We start from the raw sequence: 21,962 nt of genomic DNA, 5'->3' as shown, positions 1-21,962 counted from the left end.
TAATTGATTTGGCTTTTTTTGTTTTAAAATAATATCAAAGCGATACACTTTTAATGTATGGATCCTGGCCGGGTTCGCGATCGAATTCGAATCCCAGCGGGATCACCAGAAAGTCAAATCTTAATTGATTTGGCTTTTTTTGTTTTAAAATAATATCAAAGCGATACACTTTTAATGTATGGATCCTGGCCGGGTTCGCGATCGAATTCGAATCCCAGCGGGATCACCAGAAAGTCAAATCTTAATTGGTTTGGCTTTTTTTGTTTTAAAATAATATCAAAGCGATACACTTTTAATGTATGAATACTGGCCGGGTTCGCGATCGAATTCGAATCCCAGCGGGATCACCAAAAAGTCAAATCTTAATGGGTTTGGCTTTTTTTGTTTTAGAATAATATAAGCAATATACTTTTAATGTATGGATCCTGGCCGGGTTCGCGATCGAATTCGAATCCCAGCGGGATCACCAGAAAGTCAAATCCAAATCTTAACTATACCTTCTCCCCGATTCCCAAAAAAACACCTTAAATAATTTACAGTTTGGGTATGGTTCTTTTAACCCCGGGTAGCTTCAACAATTAAACATATACAACTTGGATTGGAAAGCAATGTTCCTGAACGACCTGGACTGGGAATTCGCTATTGAAATCGTTCTCCGTACACTAATCATGTTTGCGCTTATCCTGATTTTCCTGAGAATTTCCGGAAAGAAAGGGGTCCGTCAGCTTTCGATTTTTGAAGTAGCCATTATCATCGGCCTGGGTTCAGCAGCTGGCGACCCGATGTCGAACAAAGAAAACGCCATTTTACCTGCGTTTCTGGTGTTTGTTACCATATTGGGATTCTACCGGCTCATTACATGGTTTGCCATGAAAAATGAGAAGTTTGAAAGTGTGCTGGAGGGTGATCCCGTATATATCATTGAAGACGGAATATTTAACCTGGACGCAGAAGACGAAACATATGCCAAGGACGAATTCTTTTCAGAAATGCGTCAGCAAAGTATCGAACACCTGGGACAGGTGCGCACGGCAATTCTCGAACCCAATGGAAATGTGAGTTTTCTGTTTTTTGAAGATGAGGAAGTTAAACCCGGACTTCCGGTCATGCCCAAACTATACAAACAAAAATATAAAACTATCACCGAGCCTGCGGATTATGCATGCTCTTTTTGTGGCAATGTTGAGCATGTAAATAAGGGCCGGAAAGTGTGCAAAAGATGTGAGAAAGATGAATGGGTTAAGGCGATTAGTTCCCGGCGCATATCTTAGAAAAAGTATAACGATCAGTATGTGGAACCCGGTAAAGTTTGGATACGCATAGGCTCATGAAACCACAATAAAAGCCTTTTGGCTGATTTAAAGGACTAACTGGCATACTATTTTTTAAAACCCGTCTTAAATTTAAATCAGACGAGATATGGCAAAAGATGCAATACTATATGTTGGAGGAGATATGGATGATAAGTTTCTGGTTTCGACGGCTCTGGCGGATATAGGATGTGAGAGCGAGGTCGTTAATTTCGATAATGGATACGAGCTTATCGAATATCTCCAGAAAACTGAGGAAAGACCTTTTTTTATTCTTTGTGATCTCAACATTCCACAAATTTCCGGACTTGAACTTAGAGAAAAAATTAATGCGGAAGAGCACTTAAAAAAGCGCTCAATCCCATTTATTTTCCTATCAGATTCAATTAATCCAAAGGATGTCGATGATGCCTACCTCTCATTGGTTCAGGGATTTTATTTAAAACCTCCAACTTACGAGGCATTAAAAGACCAGCTAACTTTCATTTGCGGATATTGGAAACGCGCCATTTTGCCAGGCAGATACAACTGGGAATCAGATAATTAAAATGAAAAATACGAGATATAGATAGTATGAATGGTCATTCGGTTATTGATCATTCATACTAATCCGTTACCGCCTTCAAAAGGTTTAAATAGTTTTCACAATCATTGCCGGAACACCTGCTACGATAGTGTTCGCCGGTACATCCCGGCTTACAACGGCGCCAGCTGCAACAATGGAATTTTCTCCAATGGTAATGCCCGGAAGAATTGTAGCTCCTGCCCCTATCCAGGCATTTCGCTTTATCACAATTGGCTTCAAAAGAAGAGTTTTTCGTTCTCCGGGATTGATAGAATGATTTTCTGAGGTTAAGTTAACTCTTGGGCCAATCTGCACGTCATCCTCAATTGTTATCCCGCCAATATCCAGAAAAGAACAGGCATGATTGATAAACACATTTTTTCCAAGTTTTATAAACTGTCCAAAATTTGTGTAAAATGGTGGAAATATGGTTGTTGACTCATCTATTTCGACTCCAGTTATTTCACTCAATGTAGTACGTACCTGGTCTACATCCGTTGCCGTCGCATTCATCTGAACAGATAACCGTATGGTTCGGGATACCACTTCCTCAAATTTCTTGTATCCGATATCATCTTTCCGGATAGACTCACCTGCCCTCATCCGCTCAAAAATATCTTTTTCTATTACTTGCTCTTTCATGGATGCTCTTATTGAAGTGTAAAAGTCACAGTTACATTTCCTGAGCCGACCGCCGTAGCTAGTCCTGAAACGTCTTCTATGCGTCCAAGCCTGGTGTAACTATATTGTGTCGTAAAAGATTTGTAGAAAAGTACCAACGTATTGGAGCCATAAATCATCAAATCCCCAGTATGGATCGATCCCGGACTGGATGCATTAACGGGCAGATTCGCAGGCAGATTAAAAAATTTCTCATTCCCGTTCAGGTCACTCATCGCAACTGTCATTGGTAGTTTGGTTTTAAAAGCACTTGCTGCCGGACTATTCATTAGTGTTGCCAAAAAAGTCTTTGAACCAATCCTGATATTCACCCTGGTGCCGGCAGTTTCAACAGATACATTGTTGTTATTCCCTTCGTCCATTTTTACAGCGGTGATATTCTCATCGGTTTTACAAGCCATAAAACCAATGAATATGATGATTGAAAATAAAGCTGTGAGAGCGTGTTTCATTATTTTGATAATTTCACTACTAAATGGTTGCTGCGTCAATCACAAATCTGTAACGGGCCTCTTTATTAACCACTTTGTTCCATGCATCGTTAATTTCTTCCGCCTTAATGATTTGTATCTGAGGATATATTTTATTTTCTGAACAGTAATTCATCACCTGCTGCGTTTCAGGTATGCCGCCAATAAGAGAACCGTTAAAATTGACCCTGTTAAAAATCATGTTGAAATTATTGATGGTCAATTCACCATTAACGGGCTGTCCTACCTGTGTAAAATACCCGTAAGGTTTCACGCAAGAAATGTAGGCGGACATATCATAGGCATAGGGAACGGTGGAAATCATGTAATCCATTTTCCCAAACCAGGGTTTCAAGTCATCAGCACCTTTTACTAAAATCACCTCCTTTGCCCCGAATGAGAGAATGTCCTCACGTTTACTTTCTGATGTGGTGAATGCGTAAACTTCCGCACCCTTCGAAGCAGCAAGCTTGACAGCCAGATGCCCTAAACCACCAATACCCACCACACCAATCTTATCACCCTTTTTCATCCCGGCTTTCATTAAGGGAGAGTATGTCGTTATGCCAGCGCACAATAGTGGTGCAGCATATTTCAAGTCCATGGACTGCGGAATTTGAACAGCGAAATGTTCGGTAACAACAATATTATTTGCATAACCTCCCTGCGTAATTCCTGTTGGAGATGATTTTTCAGGACTGCCATAGGTACCGGTCATTCCTGTGGTTTCGCAGTGATGCTCTTCTCCTTTTTTGCAACTTTCGCATTGCATACAGCTGTTAACCATACAACCCACTCCTGCTTTGTCACCAATCTTAAATTTTGTAACATTCTTGCCTACTGCTGATACAATCCCTGCAATTTCATGACCCGGAACCTGCGGATACTGCTGTGGCCCCCAATGACCTTTGATGGTATGAATATCTGAGTGACAAATACCCGAATATTTGATATCAATTAAAATGTCATTATCCCCCACCGGACGTCTGTCAAAATTCCAGCGTTGAAGTTTTCCGTTTATGTCCTTTCCTGCATAACCTTTTGCTTGGATATTCTCACTCATATTTATCATTCCTTTTTTTTGTGAAAAAAGCTGTAATGGATTGACAATCATTAAGCCCGTTCCTGTTGCGATTGTCTGCTGAATAAATTTTCTTCTTGATGCCTTCTTCATTATTTCAGTTATTTATTTTACCATTTTTCCGGCCAGGGCGGTCGGATCCGCCAGCCTGACCCTCATCTGGTCAGGCTGCTCCAATGCCGGATAAAAGGTTGAAAATTAAAGTTTTGCAATAATATCTCTTAATGAATTTGCCTGTGTAGCGCTGACAAACTTTTCAATCAGCACAGCAACTTCTCCAAGCTCGGCTTCGGTGATTCCGGTATTCATCCCCATTTTTATATGAGCCTGTAACTGAGGTACTACGCCAGGCATCGCAGAAAGGGTTGATATGGTCACGAGCTCTCGCTGCCGGAAGGTCAATACCTCACTTTCGAAAATGTCAGCAAACAAATGTTCTTTCAGAAATGCATCTATTCTGGGAGCAAATTCTCCAAATCCTGGTGCTGGCTTTTCTTGAGGCGTTTTCGTTAAAACTTCTAATACCTTCCTGCCTTGTTCATATTTGTCCTTTGGCTCTTTCTTTAAAACTGCCGGTTTCCCTTGTTTGTCATGGATGCCGTCTGCCTTTCTTTTTTCCACAACAGCCATGAACGCACTTATCGCATTGAGACTTCTTGGAAAACCGCAATAAGCATAAAGCTGCACCAGGATTTCTTTAATTTCCTCCACACTTAAACCTGCGTCAAGACCGGCATTCAACGCTGATTTCAGACTTTCAAGATTTCCGGTTGCCGTCAGCGCGGAAATAGCTACAATTTTTTCTTGTTGAAGGCTGAGTACCCTATTATGATCTTTAAACTCTTGTGCTTTCATGAAAGTTGAATTAAACAGAAACACCAAAAGCAGTACACAGACGAGTGATTTTGACATAATCCATGGCTATAAGTTTTATTTATTATTAGCTGCACTATACTCTTCCTGCGAAACGGGTGTAAGCCAGATCACATTGGTATCCCCTTCATAGTTGGTGATTGCGATATGCGTCATACTTGTTGTTGCACCGGCTCCATGCCAATGTTCTACATTTTCCGGAATGTTAACAACGTCTCCTTTTTTAATGGCACGGGCCGGTTTTCCTTTTTCCTGATAGAATCCCGCTCCTTCTGTTACAATTAAAACCTGTCCGCGTGGATGTGTATGCCAAATCGTTCTGGCGTTTGGTTCAAAAGTTACACTACCCATGGCGAAATCATTATTTTTATCTTTTGCCAAAAGCGGTTTCAGATAAGCGTTTCCGGTGAAATATGAATCCGGTAACTTGTCTCCTTTTGGAAAAAGAGCGGTGGTTTGTTCGTTTGTCATTTTTGTTGAATTTTTAGTTTGGCTGAATGCTGCGACCGGCAATAATGCTGCGATCAAAAGCGAGTAAGTAATTGACTTCAGGTTTCGTTTCATATATGAAGTTTGTTAATCTTTTCATATGACAAAGGTCGCTCATCTACGTGCTTCAATTTTTATACAGATTACTGGTTTATTTACCACTTTTACGGATTTAGACTTTCACGAGTAAATCAGAGTTTTTGCCTTGTTATATTTGAGTGATTATTTATGAAAAAATGGAACAGGTAGAAAGAATAGATTCGGTGAAGCAGTATAATAGCTGGATGGGAACTGAGACGCTGCACCCGCTGGTGAGTGTTATCAATTTTAATGAGATTCCCACTGTCCAGCATTTCAGACGCTATATGGGCGTTTATGCTGTATTTTTGAAAAACATAAAGTGCGGCGACATAGTTTATGGCTGTAAACCATACGATTATGAAGATGGCACTTTGGTATTTGTTTCTCCGGGACAGGTATATGGAATTGACAGTAAAGGAAAATCAATAAAACCCTCGGGTTATGCGCTGATCTTCCATCCGGATCTGATTGCCGGCACACAACTGGGAAAAATAATCAAAGAATATTCCTTCTTTTCTTATGAGGTGAATGAAGCTTTACATTTATCAAAAAAAGAAAAAGACACAATTATCGATTGTTTTGAGAAGATCAGCGTCGAGATCAATCAGAATATCGACAAGCATAGTAAAACGCTGATCGTTTCCAACATTGAATTATTTCTAAATTACTGCATGCGGTTTTATGACCGCCAGTTTATCACCCGCAGCCATGCCAATAAAGACATTCTCGTCCGTTTTGAAGAATTAGTAAACGATTACTTTAAGTCAGGAAAGGCGCAAACATTGGGATTACCAAGTGTAGCCTACTGTGCTGAAATGCTGTTTTTATCTCCAAATTATTTTGGTGATCTTATTAAAAAAGAAACCGGAAGCACGGCTCAGGATTTCATACAATCCAGGTTAATTGAAGAGGCAAAAGTGAAAATCTTTGAAGCAAATACATCATTTGGCGAAATCGCCTATCAGCTCGGATTCAAATATCAACAACATTTTACACGACTTTTTAAACAAAAAACCGGTGTCACCCCTCATGAATACCGGAGTTTAAACTGATCAGTCACGTATTCCGGAAACTTTAACCATTCCCGATAATTTCCTTTCTGTGCTCCATTCCCCAGGTGGTCAGATTATTAATAATGGTCTGTAACGTCTTGCCGTGTTTGGTAAGCTCATAGTGAACAGTCACCGGGTGCGTATCTAAAACGGTGCGCACAACCAGCTTATTGATTTCCAGCTCCTTCAATTCCTTGCTAAGCATTTTGTTTGATATCCCGACGACATCATTCAAAATATCTGAGAATCTTCTTTTGTTATAATGACAAATGGACGAAATGATATAGATCTTCCATTTTCCGCTCAGCACATCCATGGCGTCATGGATGGCCATCATCTCCTTTTTACGATCCGTTTGAAAATCAGTTTTGCACTCCATAGGTTACCCGGTTACTTCAATGTTACTGTTACTTTTTGAAACAAAGTTACCAAAATATATTTGTCTGCCATAACTTTGCAGCTCGATATTTAATCAATAGTCAAAATGAGTAAACTGGAAAACAAAGTAGCCATCGTAACTGGCGCATCAAAAGGGATAGGCGCATCTATTGCCAAATATTTTGCAGCAGAAGGCGCAAAAGTTGTGGTGAATTACGCATCAAGCAAAGAGGGTGCAGACAAAATTGTAAAGGAAATAACGAATCTTGGAGGAACAGCCATTTCGATACAGGCCGATGTTTCCAATGAAGCTGACGTGATCAGGTTGTTTGAAGAAACAAAAACAGCTTTTGGAAAGCTGGATATCCTGGTAAATAATGCTGGCATATACCAGTACGCACCCATTGAACAGGTATCCGTTGAGTCTGTTCACCAGCACTTTAATATCAATGTATTGGGTTCAATCCTGGCAATCCGCGAGGCTTTGAAACTTTTTGGTGACAAAGGTGGAAACATCATCAACATCAGCTCCGGCGCAAGCAATACGCCATTACCAACGGGCTCAGTCTATTCTGCCACCAAAGCAGCATTGGACGCCATTACAATTGCTTTGTCAAAAGAATTCAGCGGAAGAAATATCCGGATCAACTCCATTTTGCCCGGTGTGGTTGAAACAGAAGGCTCGCATAGTGCAGGTTTTATCGGCAGCGATTTTGAAGCAAAATTAGTCGCCACTACCCCGCTCGGGCGTACCGGCCAACCGGAAGATATTGCGAAAGTAGTATTTCTGGCTTCCGACGATGCCGGCTGGATTACGGGAGAGAAGATATCCGTTTCGGGCGGTATCTACGGAATTTAATTATTAATGTAAGGTTTAAAAAAATAAAATGGATAGGTTAAAAAATAAAGTAGCTGTCATTACCGGCGGAAATAGCGGCATTGGATTCGGTATTGCAGAAGCGTTCAAAAACGAAGGTGCAATTGGTACAATTACCGGCAGAAATCAGGAATCACTGGATCAATCCGTTCAGGAACTTGGATCAACCTTTATAGCCATCAAGGGCGATGTAACAAAAATGGAAGACCTGGAACGCATCTTCAAAACTACTTTTGACCGGTTTGGTAAAATTGATACTGTGGTTGTCAATGCCGGTGGTATCGTAGATGGAATGGCCATGGCATCTATCACGGATGTTACAGAAGACAACTATGACCAATACATGAATCTGAATTTGAAAAGTGCCTATTTTACGGTTCAAAAAGCACTTCCGTACCTCAACGAAGGCGCATCCATTATCCTGATCGGGTCCAGCGCAGCACACCGCGCAGCACCTGGCATGACGATTTATGGTGCGGCGAAAGCGGCAGTTGTATCACTCGCCAAAGGTCTGTCGCTAGATCTGTTAGAAAGAAAAATCCGAGTGAATACCTTATCACCCGGCTCAATTGACACACCGGTATTTGGTAAGATCGTACCAAAAGAACAGGTGGAAGCAGTTAAACAAGTCTGGAAGGACCTGATTCCGGTAGGAAGAATGGGCTTACCATCTGACATGGGAAAAGCAGCAGTTTTCCTTGCCTCTGACGACTCTTCATTTATTGTTGGTACCGAAATCCTTTCAGACGGAGGCATGACAAATATCAGTCTGATGAAATAATGTTTGTCACAAAAAATTAGTTAGGTATTTTATCATGTCATGGGAAGCAAAAACACCTGTAAACAAAAATTTGCAGTTGTTTTTGCTTCCTTTTTTAGTATTTACAAATTCGTCAATAGTAAACTCCAAAATCAATAACTGATCCGTACAGACAAGTTTTTTGAGCCGTAGACGAAATTTAGAAGCAAGAACATCAACGACCTTTGGGTTATCAATCATTAAACAAAACAATGACAACGATAACAAAAATAAATCTTGGAAAAAATGGCCCGCTTGTTTCTAAACTTGGGTTGGGTTGTATGCGCATGTCATCCGTTTGGGGAGGTCTGGCGAATGATGAAAATGAAAGCATCGCTACCATTCAGTCGGCGTTGGACAGTGGAATTAATTTTTTAAATACCGGCGACTTTTATGGCCATGGACATAATGAGATGCTGGTAGGAAAGGCTATCAAAGGTCGTCGGGATGATGCTTTTGTGAGTGTAAAATTTGGAGCAATTTTTCATAATGGACAGTGGATCGGGTTGGATCTGAGGCCTGTTGCGATTAAGAATTTCGTCAACTATTCCCTGGTACGTCTTGGAATTGAAACAATCGATCTTTATCAGCCATGCAGACTCGATGGCAGTGTTCCGGTTGAAGACGTGATCGGAACGGTTGCCGATCTGATAAAGGAAGGAAAAGTGCGCCACTTGGGTGTATCCGAAATAACTGTTGATCAACTGCGTGAGGCAAACCGCGTTTATCCGGTATCTGCACTGGAAATTGGGTATTCTCTGGCAGATCGTCAGATAGAGAGCGACTTGCTTCCAACTGCGAAAGAACTTGGAATAGGCGTTGTCGCATTTGCTAATACCGCAGAAGGATTGCTGACCGGTGAAATGAAAGCTCCACTTTCAGCCGATGATTACCACAACCATTTCTCACGTTTTCAGGGAGATAATCTGATTAAAAATCTTGAAACTGTTGAAGTTTTAAAGCAGATGGCTAAGGAAAAAGGTTATACGCCAACGCAGCTGGCGATCGCCTGGGTGAATGCGCAGGGAGACCATATTATGCCATTGGTAAGTATGAGCCGGAGGTCCAGACTGCCAGAAAATATGGAGGCCATGGAAATTCAGTTAACCGCCGGGGAAATGGATATGCTGAATACGCACTTTGCACCGGGATCGATATTGGGCGGTACATACCTTCAGCGGTAAACATTATGTAAGTCTTGTTTTTAATATCTTTGCGCATGACAAATCCAACTGAAATAATTCCAGGGATGATTTTTTCCTCTTATCTCTCAACCCGCAAAAAAGAGAAAGTGGCATTCCTGGAAAACAAGATCCTGGTTTTACAGGTTTCGGGCCGCTTCACATTAGAAACGGCCAACGAGAAAATTTCAATGGGTCGGGGTGAGATGTTATTGGTACAAAAAAATCAGTTGGCTGAGCTTACGAAAACTCCTTTGGAAGGGGAATATTATCAAACGATTGTCATCAGTTTAAATGAAGAACTGCTCAGAAAGATTGTCTTGGAAGAACAAATTGAGATTGGTCAAAAATATACGGGACCGCCAAACATTCTTATTCCTGCTAATGATTTTTTGCGCGCATTTTTCGACTCCATTATTCCATATGTTCGTAATCCTGATCCAAAAATAACCAGTTCGCTTGGCAGGCTGAAAGTAAAGGAGGCGGTACACCTCCTCCTTTACACCATGCCCGAACTCGAAGAATTTCTATTTGACTTTTCGGAGCCTTATAAAATGGATTTGGAAAAATTCATGCTCAGCAACTTTCATTATAATATTCCGGTTGAAAAATTTGCACTGCTTACGGGAAGAAGTCTGGCTGGGTTCAAGCGTGACTTTCAGAAAATATTTGGCATGGCACCACGGCACTGGCTGCAAGAAAGAAGACTTATAGAAGCCCGGCATCTGATAGAAAGTAAGAACAAAAAACCGTCTGCAATTTATCTCGAACTCGGGTTTGAAAGCCTCTCCCATTTCTCCCATTCTTTTAAACGAAAATTTGGCAAAACGCCCAAAGAATGGTCCGTTTAGTATTTGATGCTTAGTTAGTCAACAATTATTTCAAACCAAAAACACCCAGCATTTTTTCCAGCGCAGCTTCTGAATGCATCCGTTCGCCATTTACCAATGATTGTTTTGCGGCCCTTGCTGCTCTTTTACGCATACTAACTTCATAGGACGAAATGGCTTCCAGCATAGTGTTGTGCTTGCCGGATGTCAAACATTCACAAAGTTCAATTGCATCAAACATGGAAGTATTGGCTCCCTCTCCGGCAAAGGGCGGCATGACGTGAGCAGCGTCGCCAAGCAATGTCAGATCCGGTAGAGCCTGCCAGTTTTGATCCAATGGCATACAATAAATTGGACGCGGAATCATTGGCATAGAAGCTTTTCCAAACAGCTTATACCAGATATTGCTCCATTGGTTATATTCATTTTTAAACCAATCCAACATTTGTGACTTGTCTGAGAAATTTAAGCCACCCGATAATGCCCAATTTTCATCTGTTTTAAAGCTGGCATAAAAACCCAGGCCGCCATCTCCTTTTTGACCGCCCAACAGACATTTTCCATTTCCAAAAGCCATTACTTTGCCTCCATTCAGAAGTCTGAAAATATCAGGAATTGATGTTGCAGCGTTTTCAATATTGATTTCAAGCATGGTGATGCCTGTGTAAACAGCTTTAATATCTGTAACATATGGCCGGATTTTAGAATGAGCACCGTCAGCGCCAATCACAAGATCAGCATAAGCAACAGAACCATTTTTAAAATACACAAGCCAACCACTATTTTGCTTTTCCAGGGAAATAAAATGACTATCCCAAACCACTGTTTCCGGCAATAAAACATTTAAAAATACCTTTCGCAACGCGCCACGATCAATTTCAGGACGATAATGCTCTTTATTCAAACCTTCAAAAGATTTGGTTTCGTGGTCGCTGAAAACTATTTCGGCCTGTTCGTTTAGGATAATCTTTTTATCGGCTCCATGACGAACATGTTTTTTAAATTCATCTGTTAAACCTGCCTTATTTAAAGCTGCCCATCCTGATTCTTCATGCATATCAAGCGGAGAACCTTGTACGCGGGCTTCCGGACTAAAATCTCTTTCATACACTTTTACATCCACACCTCGAAGCTGTAAAAGTCTGGCCAATGTTAAACCTCCCGGTCCACCGCCGATAATGGCTATTTTCTTATTATAAAGTATCATAATCTCAAATTATTAACTACAATACAAAAATATCAGGTAGCTTAGAGATAATATATCCGAAAAAGACTTTAAAACAGTCGTAAAAGACTTAATGAAAAATGCTCAATGCTAACTGTACCCAATGTTTTAAAAGAATTCGCTCAGCTCTTAGGGACGGAAGTAAAAAACCACAGATTGGAAATTCCGGAGAAATTTGGGCGAGGTTATTGCGCCGGATTTGTATTTAACGAAAATATCAGAATGCTGATCTTCAACTACGAACTAAACGAAGATCTGATCATCAGCAATCCTTACGATGATAAACCCGATAGCAGGTTACTATTCAAGTTTCAAAATATTTTCCCCATTACAAAAGACTTGCCAATGGAAAAAGATCTGCAATTGATGCCTTCGGTTTTAATTGCTACCATGCATATGAGTATGGCTGAAATCCCTGTGCACACCAATACCGCGACGATCAACATAGAAGTGGATGCGCATTATCTGAACGGGTTATTTGACCTGACTGAAAAATCACTGGTATTGCAAAGCCTGTTGCAGAATAATCAACCTTTGTTGTTTGAACAGATTATCTATCCTTCTCTTCATCAGATTGCAGCACAAATGGTTTCTGAACCCATTGAAGAAATTTTTCAATTGTTTTTTCTGAGAGTAAAGGCGGAGGAACTGATTTGCAGATTGTTAATGGAACTGGCCAGACGGAATGAAAAGCATATCTATGACTTAAACCCACAGGATATTCAAATCCTGTACAAAGTGAAAGTGCAATGCTGACAGATCTTGCAACGCCGCCCGTCATAAATGAACTGGCAGCTTACGCCCATATGAGCCCAACCAAACTGAAACGATTATTCAGGCAAATTTTCGGGAACAGCATTTTTAATTATTACCAGGAATTCAGAATGAAAGAAGCAGCTTTTTTGTTAAAAAGAGAAAGACTATCCGTCGCAGACGTAGGTTACCGGATGGGTTTTACTAATCTTAGCCATTTTTCAAAAGTTTTTAATGAACATATCGGTATGAAACCGAAACAATATAGCCGGTCTTAATAAACAAAAAAAAATTTATGGATACTGAAAAATTAGCGACCTCAACCCCGAAAGTGGAGGAAGAAAATTACCTCCCATTTGTGAATGAAGAATGTGGAGACACCATGTGGGACGATGTATTGGCGGAACAGGATAAAATAAATTCCGCCAAAGAATCTGGCGAAGAATCAGCAAAAAAAGCAGGCAATTAATTGATAAAGGTTTTAGAGGAATACTAGAAAAGGCAGGCAAATAATGGAAATCATGAACTGATTCCGTCTATTTGTCTGTCTAAGATTTTACATATTGATCAGTAAAAAGAAATATTTTTAAACAACATACTACGGGTTATAGCGTGAATAATCAACAAGGTGCATTGAAAAATTTTCAAGTGATTTTTCAAAAATTATCTTTTCAATATGGAAATCCCAGTAGCGGTTTGTTCCGCCTGTAAAAGAACCGGCTTTTTCATCATTTAAGAATAGCTCTGCCTTGCCCGATAATTTCATCGTTTCACCATTCTCAAAATTCACAAACAGTAATCCAGCCTGTGGATTTTCATAAAAATTACCCAAAGTATTAAACATTGAATTACCGCGATAATCAGGTATTCGTAATACATTTTCTGCGGCCCAGGAAATGAATCCGGGATTTCCTCCGCGATGTGACATGTCCAGATTATTATCGTTGCCAGCACTTGCTACAAAAATAGTATCCGCCTCCGCAATCCATTTTTTTATATCCCGACTCGCCGGTTCTGCAATTAAATTTGTCTCTGTGAATTCTCTTCTTTGAATATATTTTGGACAATTGGGATATGCCTGTTCAATTTCAATTTTCCAAAGTTTTCCCAATTGAATGATATTGCCGTTCACCCTGAACCGTCTGCGGGTCGCCAGCTCTATAAACAATAAACCAATTGACGAATTGTTACGGATGTTTTCCCAGAAAATATCACCAGGACTGGAATTAAGAAAATCTATATTTAAAAGTAAATTGTGAGCATCCTGAATATCCAGAAAACCAGGATTTCCTGAAAGTACAGAAGCCCAGAGCCTTCCGTCCTGATCTTTTGTTGACGCAAAAAAGAATCTTTGACTATGCACAAAATTAAGCGCTCCTCCCATGATACTATCCCTGACAATGGAGCCATTCTGCATCGCAAAATATTCTTCACCAGTACTTTGCTGAACGTATAGCTCGCCGTTATGAAAAACTGAACCAGGCATAATTTTATCATTTTAAATAGGATGAAGATGACCCATTTATCCCCGATTTAAATATATCATATAATTGTCGTTGCTGATGTAGTATTTGAAAATTTGTCAGATGATATATTTAAATTCCGCCGAACCCGTGAAGCTTTTAATATAATGATCAGCGTAACCGACAATCAAAAATCGCTGGAATTACTGGAAATTGATTTATAACACCCAATCATCATTTATCGATTAAAATATTTTATTTATTGATAAACAATAAATAATTATCTATATTTGTTTCATAAAATATCAAGACTATGGAAACAGATACTAGAACAAAACAAATTTTAAACGTAATGTATGTCCTTACCTGGATTGCATTTGTTGGTTTAATGATAGAAACCGGAGCAATTCTGGTTTCCTATGTTGTAAGCTGCCTAAATCCGGGAGCGGCTAAAAATTTATATAAAGACCTGAATTTAGAAGAACTCAGAACGTTCAGTATATATCAATACACGATGTCCGTTTCTTTTATAATTGCCGTATCAGCAATGAAGGCTTATGTATCATTTATGGTGATCAAGGCACTTTCCAAAGTAAATCTGGCAAATCCTTTTACAGTTGAAATGGTTTCAATACTTGAAAAAATCAGCTACACATTGTTAGGAATCTGGATTGTAGCCGTTTTAAACAACGAACACGTTAGCTGGTTATTGAAGCAAACAAGTATCACAAGCGAAACCTTGTCCGCAGAGGAATTTATCTTCATGGCCGGACTGGTATTTATAATTTCCCAGGTTTTTAAACGTGGTGTGGAAATTCAATCAGAAAATGACCTTACCGTATAAACTATGCCGATCATTGTAAATCTGGATGTGATGATGGCCAGGCGAAAAATGTCATTGAATGAGCTTTCGGAAAAAGTTGGATTAACACTTGCCAACCTGTCTGTGCTCAAAACCGGAAAGGCAAAAGCGATTCGTTTTACTACGCTGGAAGGTATTTGTAAAGTCCTGAACTGTCAGCCTGGGGATATTTTGGAGTTTACAGAAACTGATGTGGGGGTGGAAATTTTGGAAGATTAGAGTATTGTTAAGGATTGTCATTTATTGTCAAGGGTTGTCGTTTGTTGTTCGGATTTGTTGAAAAACAAGAAATGGTTGCCGTGGATTTGGCAACCATTTTTTGCTTGACTTTATGATGGAACTTTACATGCTATATTATTTTCAGCATTTTATTATCTCCATCCACCACCCAAAGCACGATAGATACTAACCGTGGCATTCATCTGGTTCATTTTTGTTTCAATAAGGTCGAATCTTGATTCTAACGCGTCGCGCTGAGTCAGAAGAACTTCCATATAATCCGCTCTTGCCGAAGCGAAAAGACGGTTTGAGATGTTGATCGATTCATTAAGTGCATCCACTTCGCTCTTTTTCAGATCGTAGCTTTTTTCAAGGTTACCAATTCTAGAAATCTGATTGGCAACTTCAATGTAAGCATTCAAAACAGTACGCTCATAATTATAAACAGCCTGTATCTGTTTCGCATTTGCACTGTAATAAGTTGCCTTGATCAGGTTTTTGTTAATCAATGGTCCTGCCATATCTGCGGCAATTGACGTAATGATCGACTTTGGCATTTTGGCAAGATAAACCGGATTAAACGATTGAAAACCAAGTACAGCTGAAAGACCCAGGCGAGGATAAAAATTAGCTTTTGCAACCTGAACATCCAGTTTGGCAGCGGCAAGATCATTCTCAGCCTGTTTAACATCCGGACGGTTTTCCAACAACTGAGTTGGGATACCAGTCTGAATGATGGTTGGCATCAGCGTTTCAAAATTCTGGTGAGTCCTGACAACCGGCTGTGGGTAACGTCCTAAAAGGAAATTAATACGGTTTTCAGATTCCACAATTTTCTGTCTGATATCGTATTGCAGATTCTGGGTATTCAGCACCTGCGCCTGAAATCGCTTTACAGCCAGTTCCGTCACACGGGTTGCTTCTTTCTCCATTTTAACGATTTTCAGGGCATTGTTCTGAATGTCAATGTTTCTCTGCAAAATTTCAAGCTGCGCATCCAGAGCCAGTAGTTCATAATAGTTACTTGCAATTTCTGACACCAGGTTGGTCACAGTGAAATTTTTACCATCCACCGAAGACAGGTATCTGTAAGCGGCAGCCTTTTTAGCATTTCTTAACTTATGCCAGATGTCGATTTCCCACGAAGCAGTTGCGCCAAAACGAAAATCTGATAAAGGATCCGGCGTTTTCTTGCCCGGCTTTATTTCAGTGATTTCCTCAGTGGCACCCGGAAGTGTATACCGCGATGCTTTTTCAACACCAGCCGCACCACCCAGATTTACAAAAGGCATGTACTCCCCTTTTCTTGCCATAATCTCGTTATTGGCAATCTGGATTTCCTGCAATGTGATATTCAACTCCTGATTGCCTTGCAAACCCTGTTCAATCAGGGCTTGCAGCGAGCTATCCGCAAAGTAAGTTTTCCACGACAGCTTTCCGGCATTGGTTGAGTCCTGTGAGCCGGTATAGCTCACAGGTACTGCTTTATTTTCTGTTTTCGTTACCAGAGTTGGTGTCTTACACGCGGTGTAAGCGAGGGAAATAAATGCTATCCCGACCCAACTTAATATTCTTTTATTGCGCATCATTATGAGGTTCGTTAGTTTGGGGGAAAGCGTCGATCGCATGAACAAACTGTTCAGACAATGAGCCGTCCTCTTCATCTTTGATCATTTTTCTACCATCGGCCAAAGAGCCAAATATATAGTACAATCCAGGAATGATGATTACTCCGAAAATTGTTCCGAATAACATACCACCCATAGCCGAAGCACCGATTGTACGGTTACCAATCGCACCTGCACCTGTTGCACTGATCAATGGTATCAAACCGGCAACGAATGCAAATGATGTCATCAGGATAGGACGGAAACGAACTTTTGCTCCTTCAATGGCTGCATTCAGAATTGTTTCACCCTGCTGCCGCTTCTGGACAGCGAATTCCACAATCAACACGGCATTTTTACCTAACAAACCTACCAACATGATGAGACCGATCTGAGCATAGATGTTGTTTTCAAGACCCATCAATTTAAGCAGCAGGAATGAACCAAATACCCCAACCGGTAGCGATAACACTACGGCGAATGGAATAATGAAACTTTCATACTGCGCTGCCAATACAAAGTATACGAAAGCCAATACGATCATGAACACGACAAGAGATTCATTTCCACGAATCGATTCGTCATAAGACAGACCTTCAAAAGCAATATCATATCCTTTTGGCAACGTCTTCGCAGCAACTTCACGGATAGCCTGGATGGCATCAGCCGTTGTGTATCCTTTGGCCGGAAGACCCTGGATCGCCGCTGAATTGTACAGGTTGAAACGTGTGATCTCATTGGGTCCCTGACCTTTTTTAAGCGTCATAAATGATGAATAAGGAACCATTTCACCCGCATCATTTTTCACAAAAAGTTTTAAAAGATCAGATGGAAGTCTTCTGAAACTTGGGTCAGACTGCACATACACTTTAAAGAACTGGTTAAATCTTGTAAACCCTTGTTCGTATGTACTACCGATCATGATATTCAGGTTATCCATCGCTTTTCCGATTGATACGCCTTTTTGCATGGCAAGCTGGTTATCGATCTGCAATTCGTACTGAGGATAATTCGCAGCGAAGAATGTAAACAAACCAGTAAGCTCAGGACGTTTTGCAAGATCTTCCATGAACTTCTTGTTGATCTTATCAAATGCGCTATAATCTGTTTCTGAGTTTTTATCAAGCAAACGCATAGAGAAACCACCGGAAGTACCGAAACCAGGAATTGCCGGCGGTTCAAAGAATTCAACCACGGCTCCAAGACCACGAGTTTTTGACTCGAGCTCTTCCATGATTTCCTTCACGTTCTTATCACGGTCGTGCCACGATTTCAAGTTGATCAAACAAGTACCGGCGTTAGATCCCCGACCTTCGGTCATGATCTCGTAACCTGCAAGAGATGATACCGATTCAATTCCACCCACTTCTTCGCAAATCTTTTGAAGACGTCTTGAAACTTCATTCGTTTTTTCAAGCGTAGAACCCGGAGGTGTCTGGATAATCGCATAGATAGTACTCTGATCCTCATTCGGGATAAAACCTGCCGGCAGAATTTTATTCACAAATACAATTCCTGCACAGAATACCAGCAATACTGCCCAGGTAACAAATCTGCGGCTAACGATCCTTTTAAGCAAAGCAACATATCTTCCGGTAAGTTTATCAAATACACGGTTAAAGCTGTCAAGCGCTTTTGTAAGAATGTTTTTCTTCTTCTCGTGTCCATGATGATTTTGAAGCAACATGGCGCACAATACCGGAGTAAGTGTCAAGGCGATCAGGGCCGAAATTACGATTGAACTGGCCATCGTGATCGAGAACTGTCGATAGAAAGTACCAACGGGACCAGACATGAACGAAATCGGCAGGAACACTGAAACCATTACGGCTGTGATCGCGATAATCGCACCACTGATTTCTGCAAGCACTTTTTTCACCGCATTGAAGGGTGATATCCCGGGTTCTTCCTCAAACTTGGCATGGACGGCCTCGACGACGACAATCGCATCATCGACCACAATACCAATCGCAAGTACAAGGGCAAAAAGTGTGATCAGGTTGATGGAAAGCCCAAAAGCCTGTATTACAAAGAATGCCCCGACCAGTGATACCGGAACCGCAAGGATCGGAATCAAAGTTGAACGCCAGTCGCCAAGGAATACAAATACAACCAGGGCTACCAGGATAAACGCATCACGCAAGGTATCAATAACCTGCTCGATAGACGCGTCAAGAAAGTTCGAAACGTCATAACTGATTTTGTAATCTACTCCCGGAGGGAAAGATTCCTTCATCACTTCAAGCTTCTTTTTTACTTCTTCAATTACATCACTGGCATTACTACCATAATTTTGTCTTAATACAATGGCCGCCGATGGGTGACCATCCAGGTTGGAATAAATATCAAAGAATTCACTACCTAACTCAACTTTGGCGATATCTCTAAGGTGTATACTTTCACCCTTTGAGTTAGCACGAATGATAATTCCTTCATATTCTTCAGGTTTGTCATATCGTCCTTTATAAGTAAGTACGTATTCAAGCGACTGAGCCGCAATACCGGAGCTTTGTCCAATACGACCCGGGCGACCAACAATACTTTGTTCCCCTACCGCTTTCATAACCTCTTCGGTAGAAATATTGTAAGCACGCATACGTTCAGGGTTTAACCAAAGACGCATCGCATATCTTCTGCTACCTAATATTTGTGCTCTTGCAATCCCTTTGGTCCGTTGGATCTCAGGAATCATTTTTACCGTAGCATAGTTGAAAAGGAATTTTTCGTCAATGCTTTTTTCTTTCGAATAAAGGTTGACGTACATCAACATACTAGGCTGAACAGGAGAGATAATAACCCCTTCACGCTGAACAAGTTCCGGCAAAAGTGGCATAACCTGATCCACCCTTGTTTTAACCCGGATAACCGCAACGTTGGGGTCGGTCCCGGGCTCGAAGATGATCCTCAGGGTAGCCTCACCAGCACTGGTTGCATCCGTTGCAATATACCGCATATCCTGAACCCCGTTGATTGCCTGTTCCAGCGTGATCAGCGTAGATTTTACGAGTACATCCGCACTCGCACCCGGATAAGCGATAAAGATATTAACTGTTGTCGGGGCAATGTCCGGGAATTGAGAAATAGGTAATTTCTCAATCGCCAGGATGCCTATAAAGACTATCATGATCGAAATCACAATAGCGAATACAGGTCTTCGTATGAATTGATTGAACATGTCGTTTACTTTTTTAGATACCTAACTATTCGGCATACAGACTTAAATGAGAGATAACAGAGTCAGGCTTTACGAATTTTGTATGAATTTTTTCATTTTCGTGTACCTGACGTAAACCTTCAAGAAGGATTTTGTCATTCTTATTCAAACCAGATTTAACGACAAAAATGTGCGGCAATTCGGCTGCTATCGTTATTTCTCTTGATTTAATCACATTGTCTTTATCCAGCACATAAACGTATTTCTTTTCAAGAACCTCGAAAGTGGCTTTCTGAGGGATGATAAGCGCGTCTTTGTATGGAAGTTTAACCTGGATATTACCTGTTTCGCCATGTCTCAACAATCCTTTTGGATTTGGGAAAGTGGCCCTGAACGCGATGTTACCTGTTTCGTTATTAAAATCAGCCTCAATCGTTTCAACATAACCAGGATAATCAAACAATTTGTTGTTTGCCATCAGCAATTCAACTTTCAAAGGACCTTCTTTGCTGATCTTCGTTTTGTAATCAAGATATTCAGCTTCCGGTACATTGTAATAGACCCACATTTTACTGTTGTCTGATAACGTTGTAAGCAAATCACCTTCATTTACAAGACTTCCCAACCGGCCCTGGAAATGATCCATGATACCATTGAAAGGAGCTCTGATTTCGGTGAAGCCCAGGTGAGCCTTTGCCAATCCAAGTTCTGCTTTTGCTTTATCAAATTTGGCTTTACCTAATGCTAGTTCATTTTTAGAAACAACATTGCTATCGGCAAGCGATTTTGTGTTTTTGTATTCGATTTCTGCGAAATTAGCCTCAGCCTGAGCTTTTTGTGCTTCTGCCTGATAGATCATCGGCATGATCTGAAACATAAGCTGGCCTTTTTTAACTGACTGACCTTCATCCACGTAGATTTTTTGAAGATAACCTTTTTCTAAAGCCCGCAGCTCAATATGGCTGATGGCGTGGATCTGTGCAACATACTCCTTTGTCACCAAAGTGTCTCTAAGCAATGGACTTGTAACCTGATAGTCGGTTTCTTCTTCCTTTTCTTCCTTTTTTGATTCACAGCTTGTATGTAGCAACAACGCACACAAACTAATGACCATGAGAATTCTCTTCATGATGATTTTTTTATTTAATACTATATGAGTTTTTGGTAATTCTGTTTGAAAAGTATCCTGCATTTAAGATACCTTTTGCCTTTTTGATCAATGTTATTGGTTATCAACAACAGAAAAAATCAGAAGAGCCGGCATTTGCACTTCCTGTTAAATCCGGGTATCAGATCCTGAAAACTTTTAATAAAAGATACAGTGATTTATATGACGGAAAATAACAAAAATGCTTGGCTAAAAATAACCCGTTGGGAATGAATGGGCGAAAACCTCCGGTGTTGTGGGAATAAAACGGAGTGAAAAATTCGTAACTGAATTCTAAATATTTTTTAAAAGCAACCAGCTCTTCGTTCTTTTCTTCGATGGCCGTAGCGTGATTTTTAACATTTCCGTTTTCGGAGCCAGACGGTAAGGATTGTAAAAAGAAGCCTTGATTGGCGGGCAAACCAGCACAACCGGAGAACACTGAACCTTCGAAATCTTTTATTGCAGAAAGGAAAAAAGAATCGCTATAACCACGTCCGCTGTGCTGAAAAAATCCAGTCAACAAAACAATTACAAGTGGTAATATGAATCTCAGTTTCTTAATCATCGGCCGCAAAACATTAAACTTAGGTGAGGTAGTGGTCATTCATGGTCATGTTCTGGTTACAAATAGCGTCAATGTTGATTAGCGTGGTATTAAAGCTAAATTAAAATGGAATTAAAATATTGCCAAACATTAGCGACCATGTTATTTTATCCAGATTTTATATAAAAATATCAACGCACTGAATTTATTAAAAAATTTACAATTAATTAATCCCGGCATCTGCTGTTTTAAGCGAAGAAAAATTGTGGTTTCTACAAAAAATTATATTCTTTTCGGGAGCGAAAATCATCTGACTGC

At 40.5% G+C, this 21,962-nt stretch carries 24 protein-coding genes; 12 read left to right on the top strand and 12 right to left on the bottom strand.

Annotated features, from left to right (window positions below):
• The first annotated feature begins 593 nt into the window (after nt 1-593).
• Nucleotides 594-1,271 (top strand): DUF421 domain-containing protein, encoded by a 678-nt coding sequence (locus LXL81_RS23785; RefSeq protein ID WP_234649566.1) that lies wholly within the window; start codon nt 594-596, stop codon nt 1,269-1,271.
• Nucleotides 1,272-1,419: 148 nt separating this feature from the next.
• On the top strand, nt 1,420-1,857 hold the full coding sequence (locus LXL81_RS23780) for a response regulator (protein ID WP_234649564.1): 438 nt from the start codon (nt 1,420-1,422) through the stop codon (nt 1,855-1,857).
• 84 nt (nt 1,858-1,941) lie between these two features.
• Here LXL81_RS23780 and LXL81_RS23775 read toward each other — a convergent pair whose 3' ends face one another.
• The 5 genes from LXL81_RS23775 to LXL81_RS23755 form a co-directional block, all read right to left on the bottom strand.
• Complete coding sequence (locus LXL81_RS23775; RefSeq protein ID WP_234649563.1) at nt 1,942-2,517, bottom strand: DapH/DapD/GlmU-related protein; 576 nt, start codon at nt 2,515-2,517, stop codon at nt 1,942-1,944.
• Between the two features lie 8 nt (nt 2,518-2,525).
• Nucleotides 2,526-3,008, bottom strand: a complete 483-nt coding sequence (locus LXL81_RS23770; RefSeq protein WP_234649560.1) for a cyclophilin-like fold protein — start codon at nt 3,006-3,008, stop codon at nt 2,526-2,528.
• A gap of 19 nt (nt 3,009-3,027) precedes the next feature.
• On the bottom strand, nt 3,028-4,200 hold the full coding sequence (locus tag LXL81_RS23765) for an NAD(P)-dependent alcohol dehydrogenase (RefSeq protein WP_234649558.1): 1,173 nt from the start codon (nt 4,198-4,200) through the stop codon (nt 3,028-3,030).
• Between the two features lie 105 nt (nt 4,201-4,305).
• A complete protein-coding gene (locus LXL81_RS23760; RefSeq protein WP_234649557.1) occupies nt 4,306-4,962 on the bottom strand; it encodes a carboxymuconolactone decarboxylase family protein in 657 nt (218 codons plus the stop codon).
• 75 nt (nt 4,963-5,037) lie between these two features.
• Entirely contained in the window at nt 5,038-5,544 is a 507-nt protein-coding gene (locus LXL81_RS23755; protein ID WP_234649555.1) for a cupin domain-containing protein, read from the bottom strand.
• A gap of 161 nt (nt 5,545-5,705) precedes the next feature.
• Between LXL81_RS23755 and LXL81_RS23750 the strand changes: the two genes are divergently transcribed.
• Entirely contained in the window at nt 5,706-6,602 is an 897-nt protein-coding gene (locus tag LXL81_RS23750; RefSeq protein WP_234649553.1) for an AraC family transcriptional regulator, read from the top strand.
• 22 nt (nt 6,603-6,624) lie between these two features.
• Here the strand turns inward: LXL81_RS23750 and LXL81_RS23745 are convergent, their stop codons facing one another.
• A complete protein-coding gene (locus LXL81_RS23745) occupies nt 6,625-6,981 on the bottom strand; it encodes a helix-turn-helix domain-containing protein (protein WP_234649551.1) in 357 nt (118 codons plus the stop codon).
• Between the two features lie 105 nt (nt 6,982-7,086).
• On the opposite strand from LXL81_RS23745, the gene LXL81_RS23740 reads away from it, so the two are divergent.
• The 4 genes from LXL81_RS23740 (at nt 7,087) to LXL81_RS23725 (ending at nt 10,688) form a co-directional block, all read left to right on the top strand.
• Nucleotides 7,087-7,839, top strand: a complete 753-nt coding sequence (locus tag LXL81_RS23740; protein WP_234649549.1) for an SDR family NAD(P)-dependent oxidoreductase — start codon at nt 7,087-7,089, stop codon at nt 7,837-7,839.
• A gap of 28 nt (nt 7,840-7,867) precedes the next feature.
• Complete coding sequence (locus LXL81_RS23735) at nt 7,868-8,638, top strand: glucose 1-dehydrogenase (protein WP_234649547.1); 771 nt, start codon at nt 7,868-7,870, stop codon at nt 8,636-8,638.
• Between the two features lie 230 nt (nt 8,639-8,868).
• Entirely contained in the window at nt 8,869-9,840 is a 972-nt protein-coding gene (locus LXL81_RS23730; protein WP_234649545.1) for an aldo/keto reductase, read from the top strand.
• A gap of 35 nt (nt 9,841-9,875) precedes the next feature.
• Nucleotides 9,876-10,688, top strand: coding sequence for an AraC family transcriptional regulator (locus LXL81_RS23725; RefSeq protein ID WP_234649543.1), 813 nt, complete (start codon nt 9,876-9,878; stop codon nt 10,686-10,688).
• A gap of 25 nt (nt 10,689-10,713) precedes the next feature.
• On the opposite strand, the gene LXL81_RS23720 is transcribed toward LXL81_RS23725, so the two are convergent.
• Entirely contained in the window at nt 10,714-11,874 is a 1,161-nt protein-coding gene (locus LXL81_RS23720; RefSeq protein ID WP_234649542.1) for an NAD(P)/FAD-dependent oxidoreductase, read from the bottom strand.
• A gap of 105 nt (nt 11,875-11,979) precedes the next feature.
• Here LXL81_RS23720 and LXL81_RS23715 point away from each other — a divergent pair, with 105 nt between their 5' ends.
• The 3 genes from LXL81_RS23715 to LXL81_RS23705 are packed head-to-tail and all read left to right on the top strand — an operon-like array spanning nt 11,980 to nt 13,114.
• A complete protein-coding gene (locus tag LXL81_RS23715) occupies nt 11,980-12,648 on the top strand; it encodes a hypothetical protein (RefSeq protein ID WP_234649540.1) in 669 nt (222 codons plus the stop codon).
• Entirely contained in the window at nt 12,642-12,923 is a 282-nt protein-coding gene (locus LXL81_RS23710) for a helix-turn-helix transcriptional regulator (RefSeq protein WP_234649538.1), read from the top strand. Before LXL81_RS23715 ends, LXL81_RS23710 begins: the two co-directional genes overlap by 7 nt.
• A gap of 17 nt (nt 12,924-12,940) precedes the next feature.
• Nucleotides 12,941-13,114, top strand: a complete 174-nt coding sequence (locus LXL81_RS23705; RefSeq protein WP_234649537.1) for a hypothetical protein — start codon at nt 12,941-12,943, stop codon at nt 13,112-13,114.
• Between the two features lie 129 nt (nt 13,115-13,243).
• Here LXL81_RS23705 and LXL81_RS23700 read toward each other — a convergent pair whose 3' ends face one another.
• On the bottom strand, nt 13,244-14,131 hold the full coding sequence (locus tag LXL81_RS23700) for a pyridoxamine 5'-phosphate oxidase family protein (RefSeq protein WP_234649535.1): 888 nt from the start codon (nt 14,129-14,131) through the stop codon (nt 13,244-13,246).
• A 290-nt stretch (nt 14,132-14,421) separates the two neighbouring features.
• Here LXL81_RS23700 and LXL81_RS23695 point away from each other — a divergent pair, with 290 nt between their 5' ends.
• Entirely contained in the window at nt 14,422-14,952 is a 531-nt protein-coding gene (locus tag LXL81_RS23695; RefSeq protein ID WP_234649534.1) for a DUF2975 domain-containing protein, read from the top strand.
• 3 nt (nt 14,953-14,955) lie between these two features.
• A complete protein-coding gene (locus tag LXL81_RS23690) occupies nt 14,956-15,189 on the top strand; it encodes a helix-turn-helix transcriptional regulator (RefSeq protein ID WP_234649531.1) in 234 nt (77 codons plus the stop codon).
• A 152-nt stretch (nt 15,190-15,341) separates the two neighbouring features.
• Here LXL81_RS23690 and LXL81_RS23685 read toward each other — a convergent pair whose 3' ends face one another.
• The 4 genes from LXL81_RS23685 to LXL81_RS23670 all read right to left on the bottom strand — a co-directional run bounded on the left by LXL81_RS23685 (nt 15,342) and on the right by LXL81_RS23670 (nt 21,704).
• Nucleotides 15,342-16,775, bottom strand: coding sequence for a TolC family protein (locus LXL81_RS23685; RefSeq protein ID WP_234649567.1), 1,434 nt, complete (start codon nt 16,773-16,775; stop codon nt 15,342-15,344).
• Nucleotides 16,765-19,971, bottom strand: a complete 3,207-nt coding sequence (locus tag LXL81_RS23680; protein WP_234649530.1) for an efflux RND transporter permease subunit — start codon at nt 19,969-19,971, stop codon at nt 16,765-16,767. The genes LXL81_RS23685 and LXL81_RS23680 overlap by 11 nt, the downstream gene beginning before the upstream one ends.
• A gap of 25 nt (nt 19,972-19,996) precedes the next feature.
• Nucleotides 19,997-21,079 (bottom strand): efflux RND transporter periplasmic adaptor subunit, encoded by a 1,083-nt coding sequence (locus tag LXL81_RS23675; protein ID WP_234649528.1) that lies wholly within the window; start codon nt 21,077-21,079, stop codon nt 19,997-19,999.
• 160 nt (nt 21,080-21,239) lie between these two features.
• Nucleotides 21,240-21,704, bottom strand: coding sequence for a hypothetical protein (locus LXL81_RS23670; RefSeq protein ID WP_234649526.1), 465 nt, complete (start codon nt 21,702-21,704; stop codon nt 21,240-21,242).
• Between the last annotated feature and the right edge of the window lie 258 nt (nt 21,705-21,962).

The sequence above is a fragment of the Dyadobacter sp. CY356 genome, from assembly GCF_021440195.1.
Classification (GTDB): Bacteria; Bacteroidota; Bacteroidia; order Cytophagales; family Spirosomataceae; genus Dyadobacter.
The sequence above is the reverse complement of the archived record's forward strand: the minus strand, read 5'-3'. Positions and strand labels throughout refer to the sequence as shown.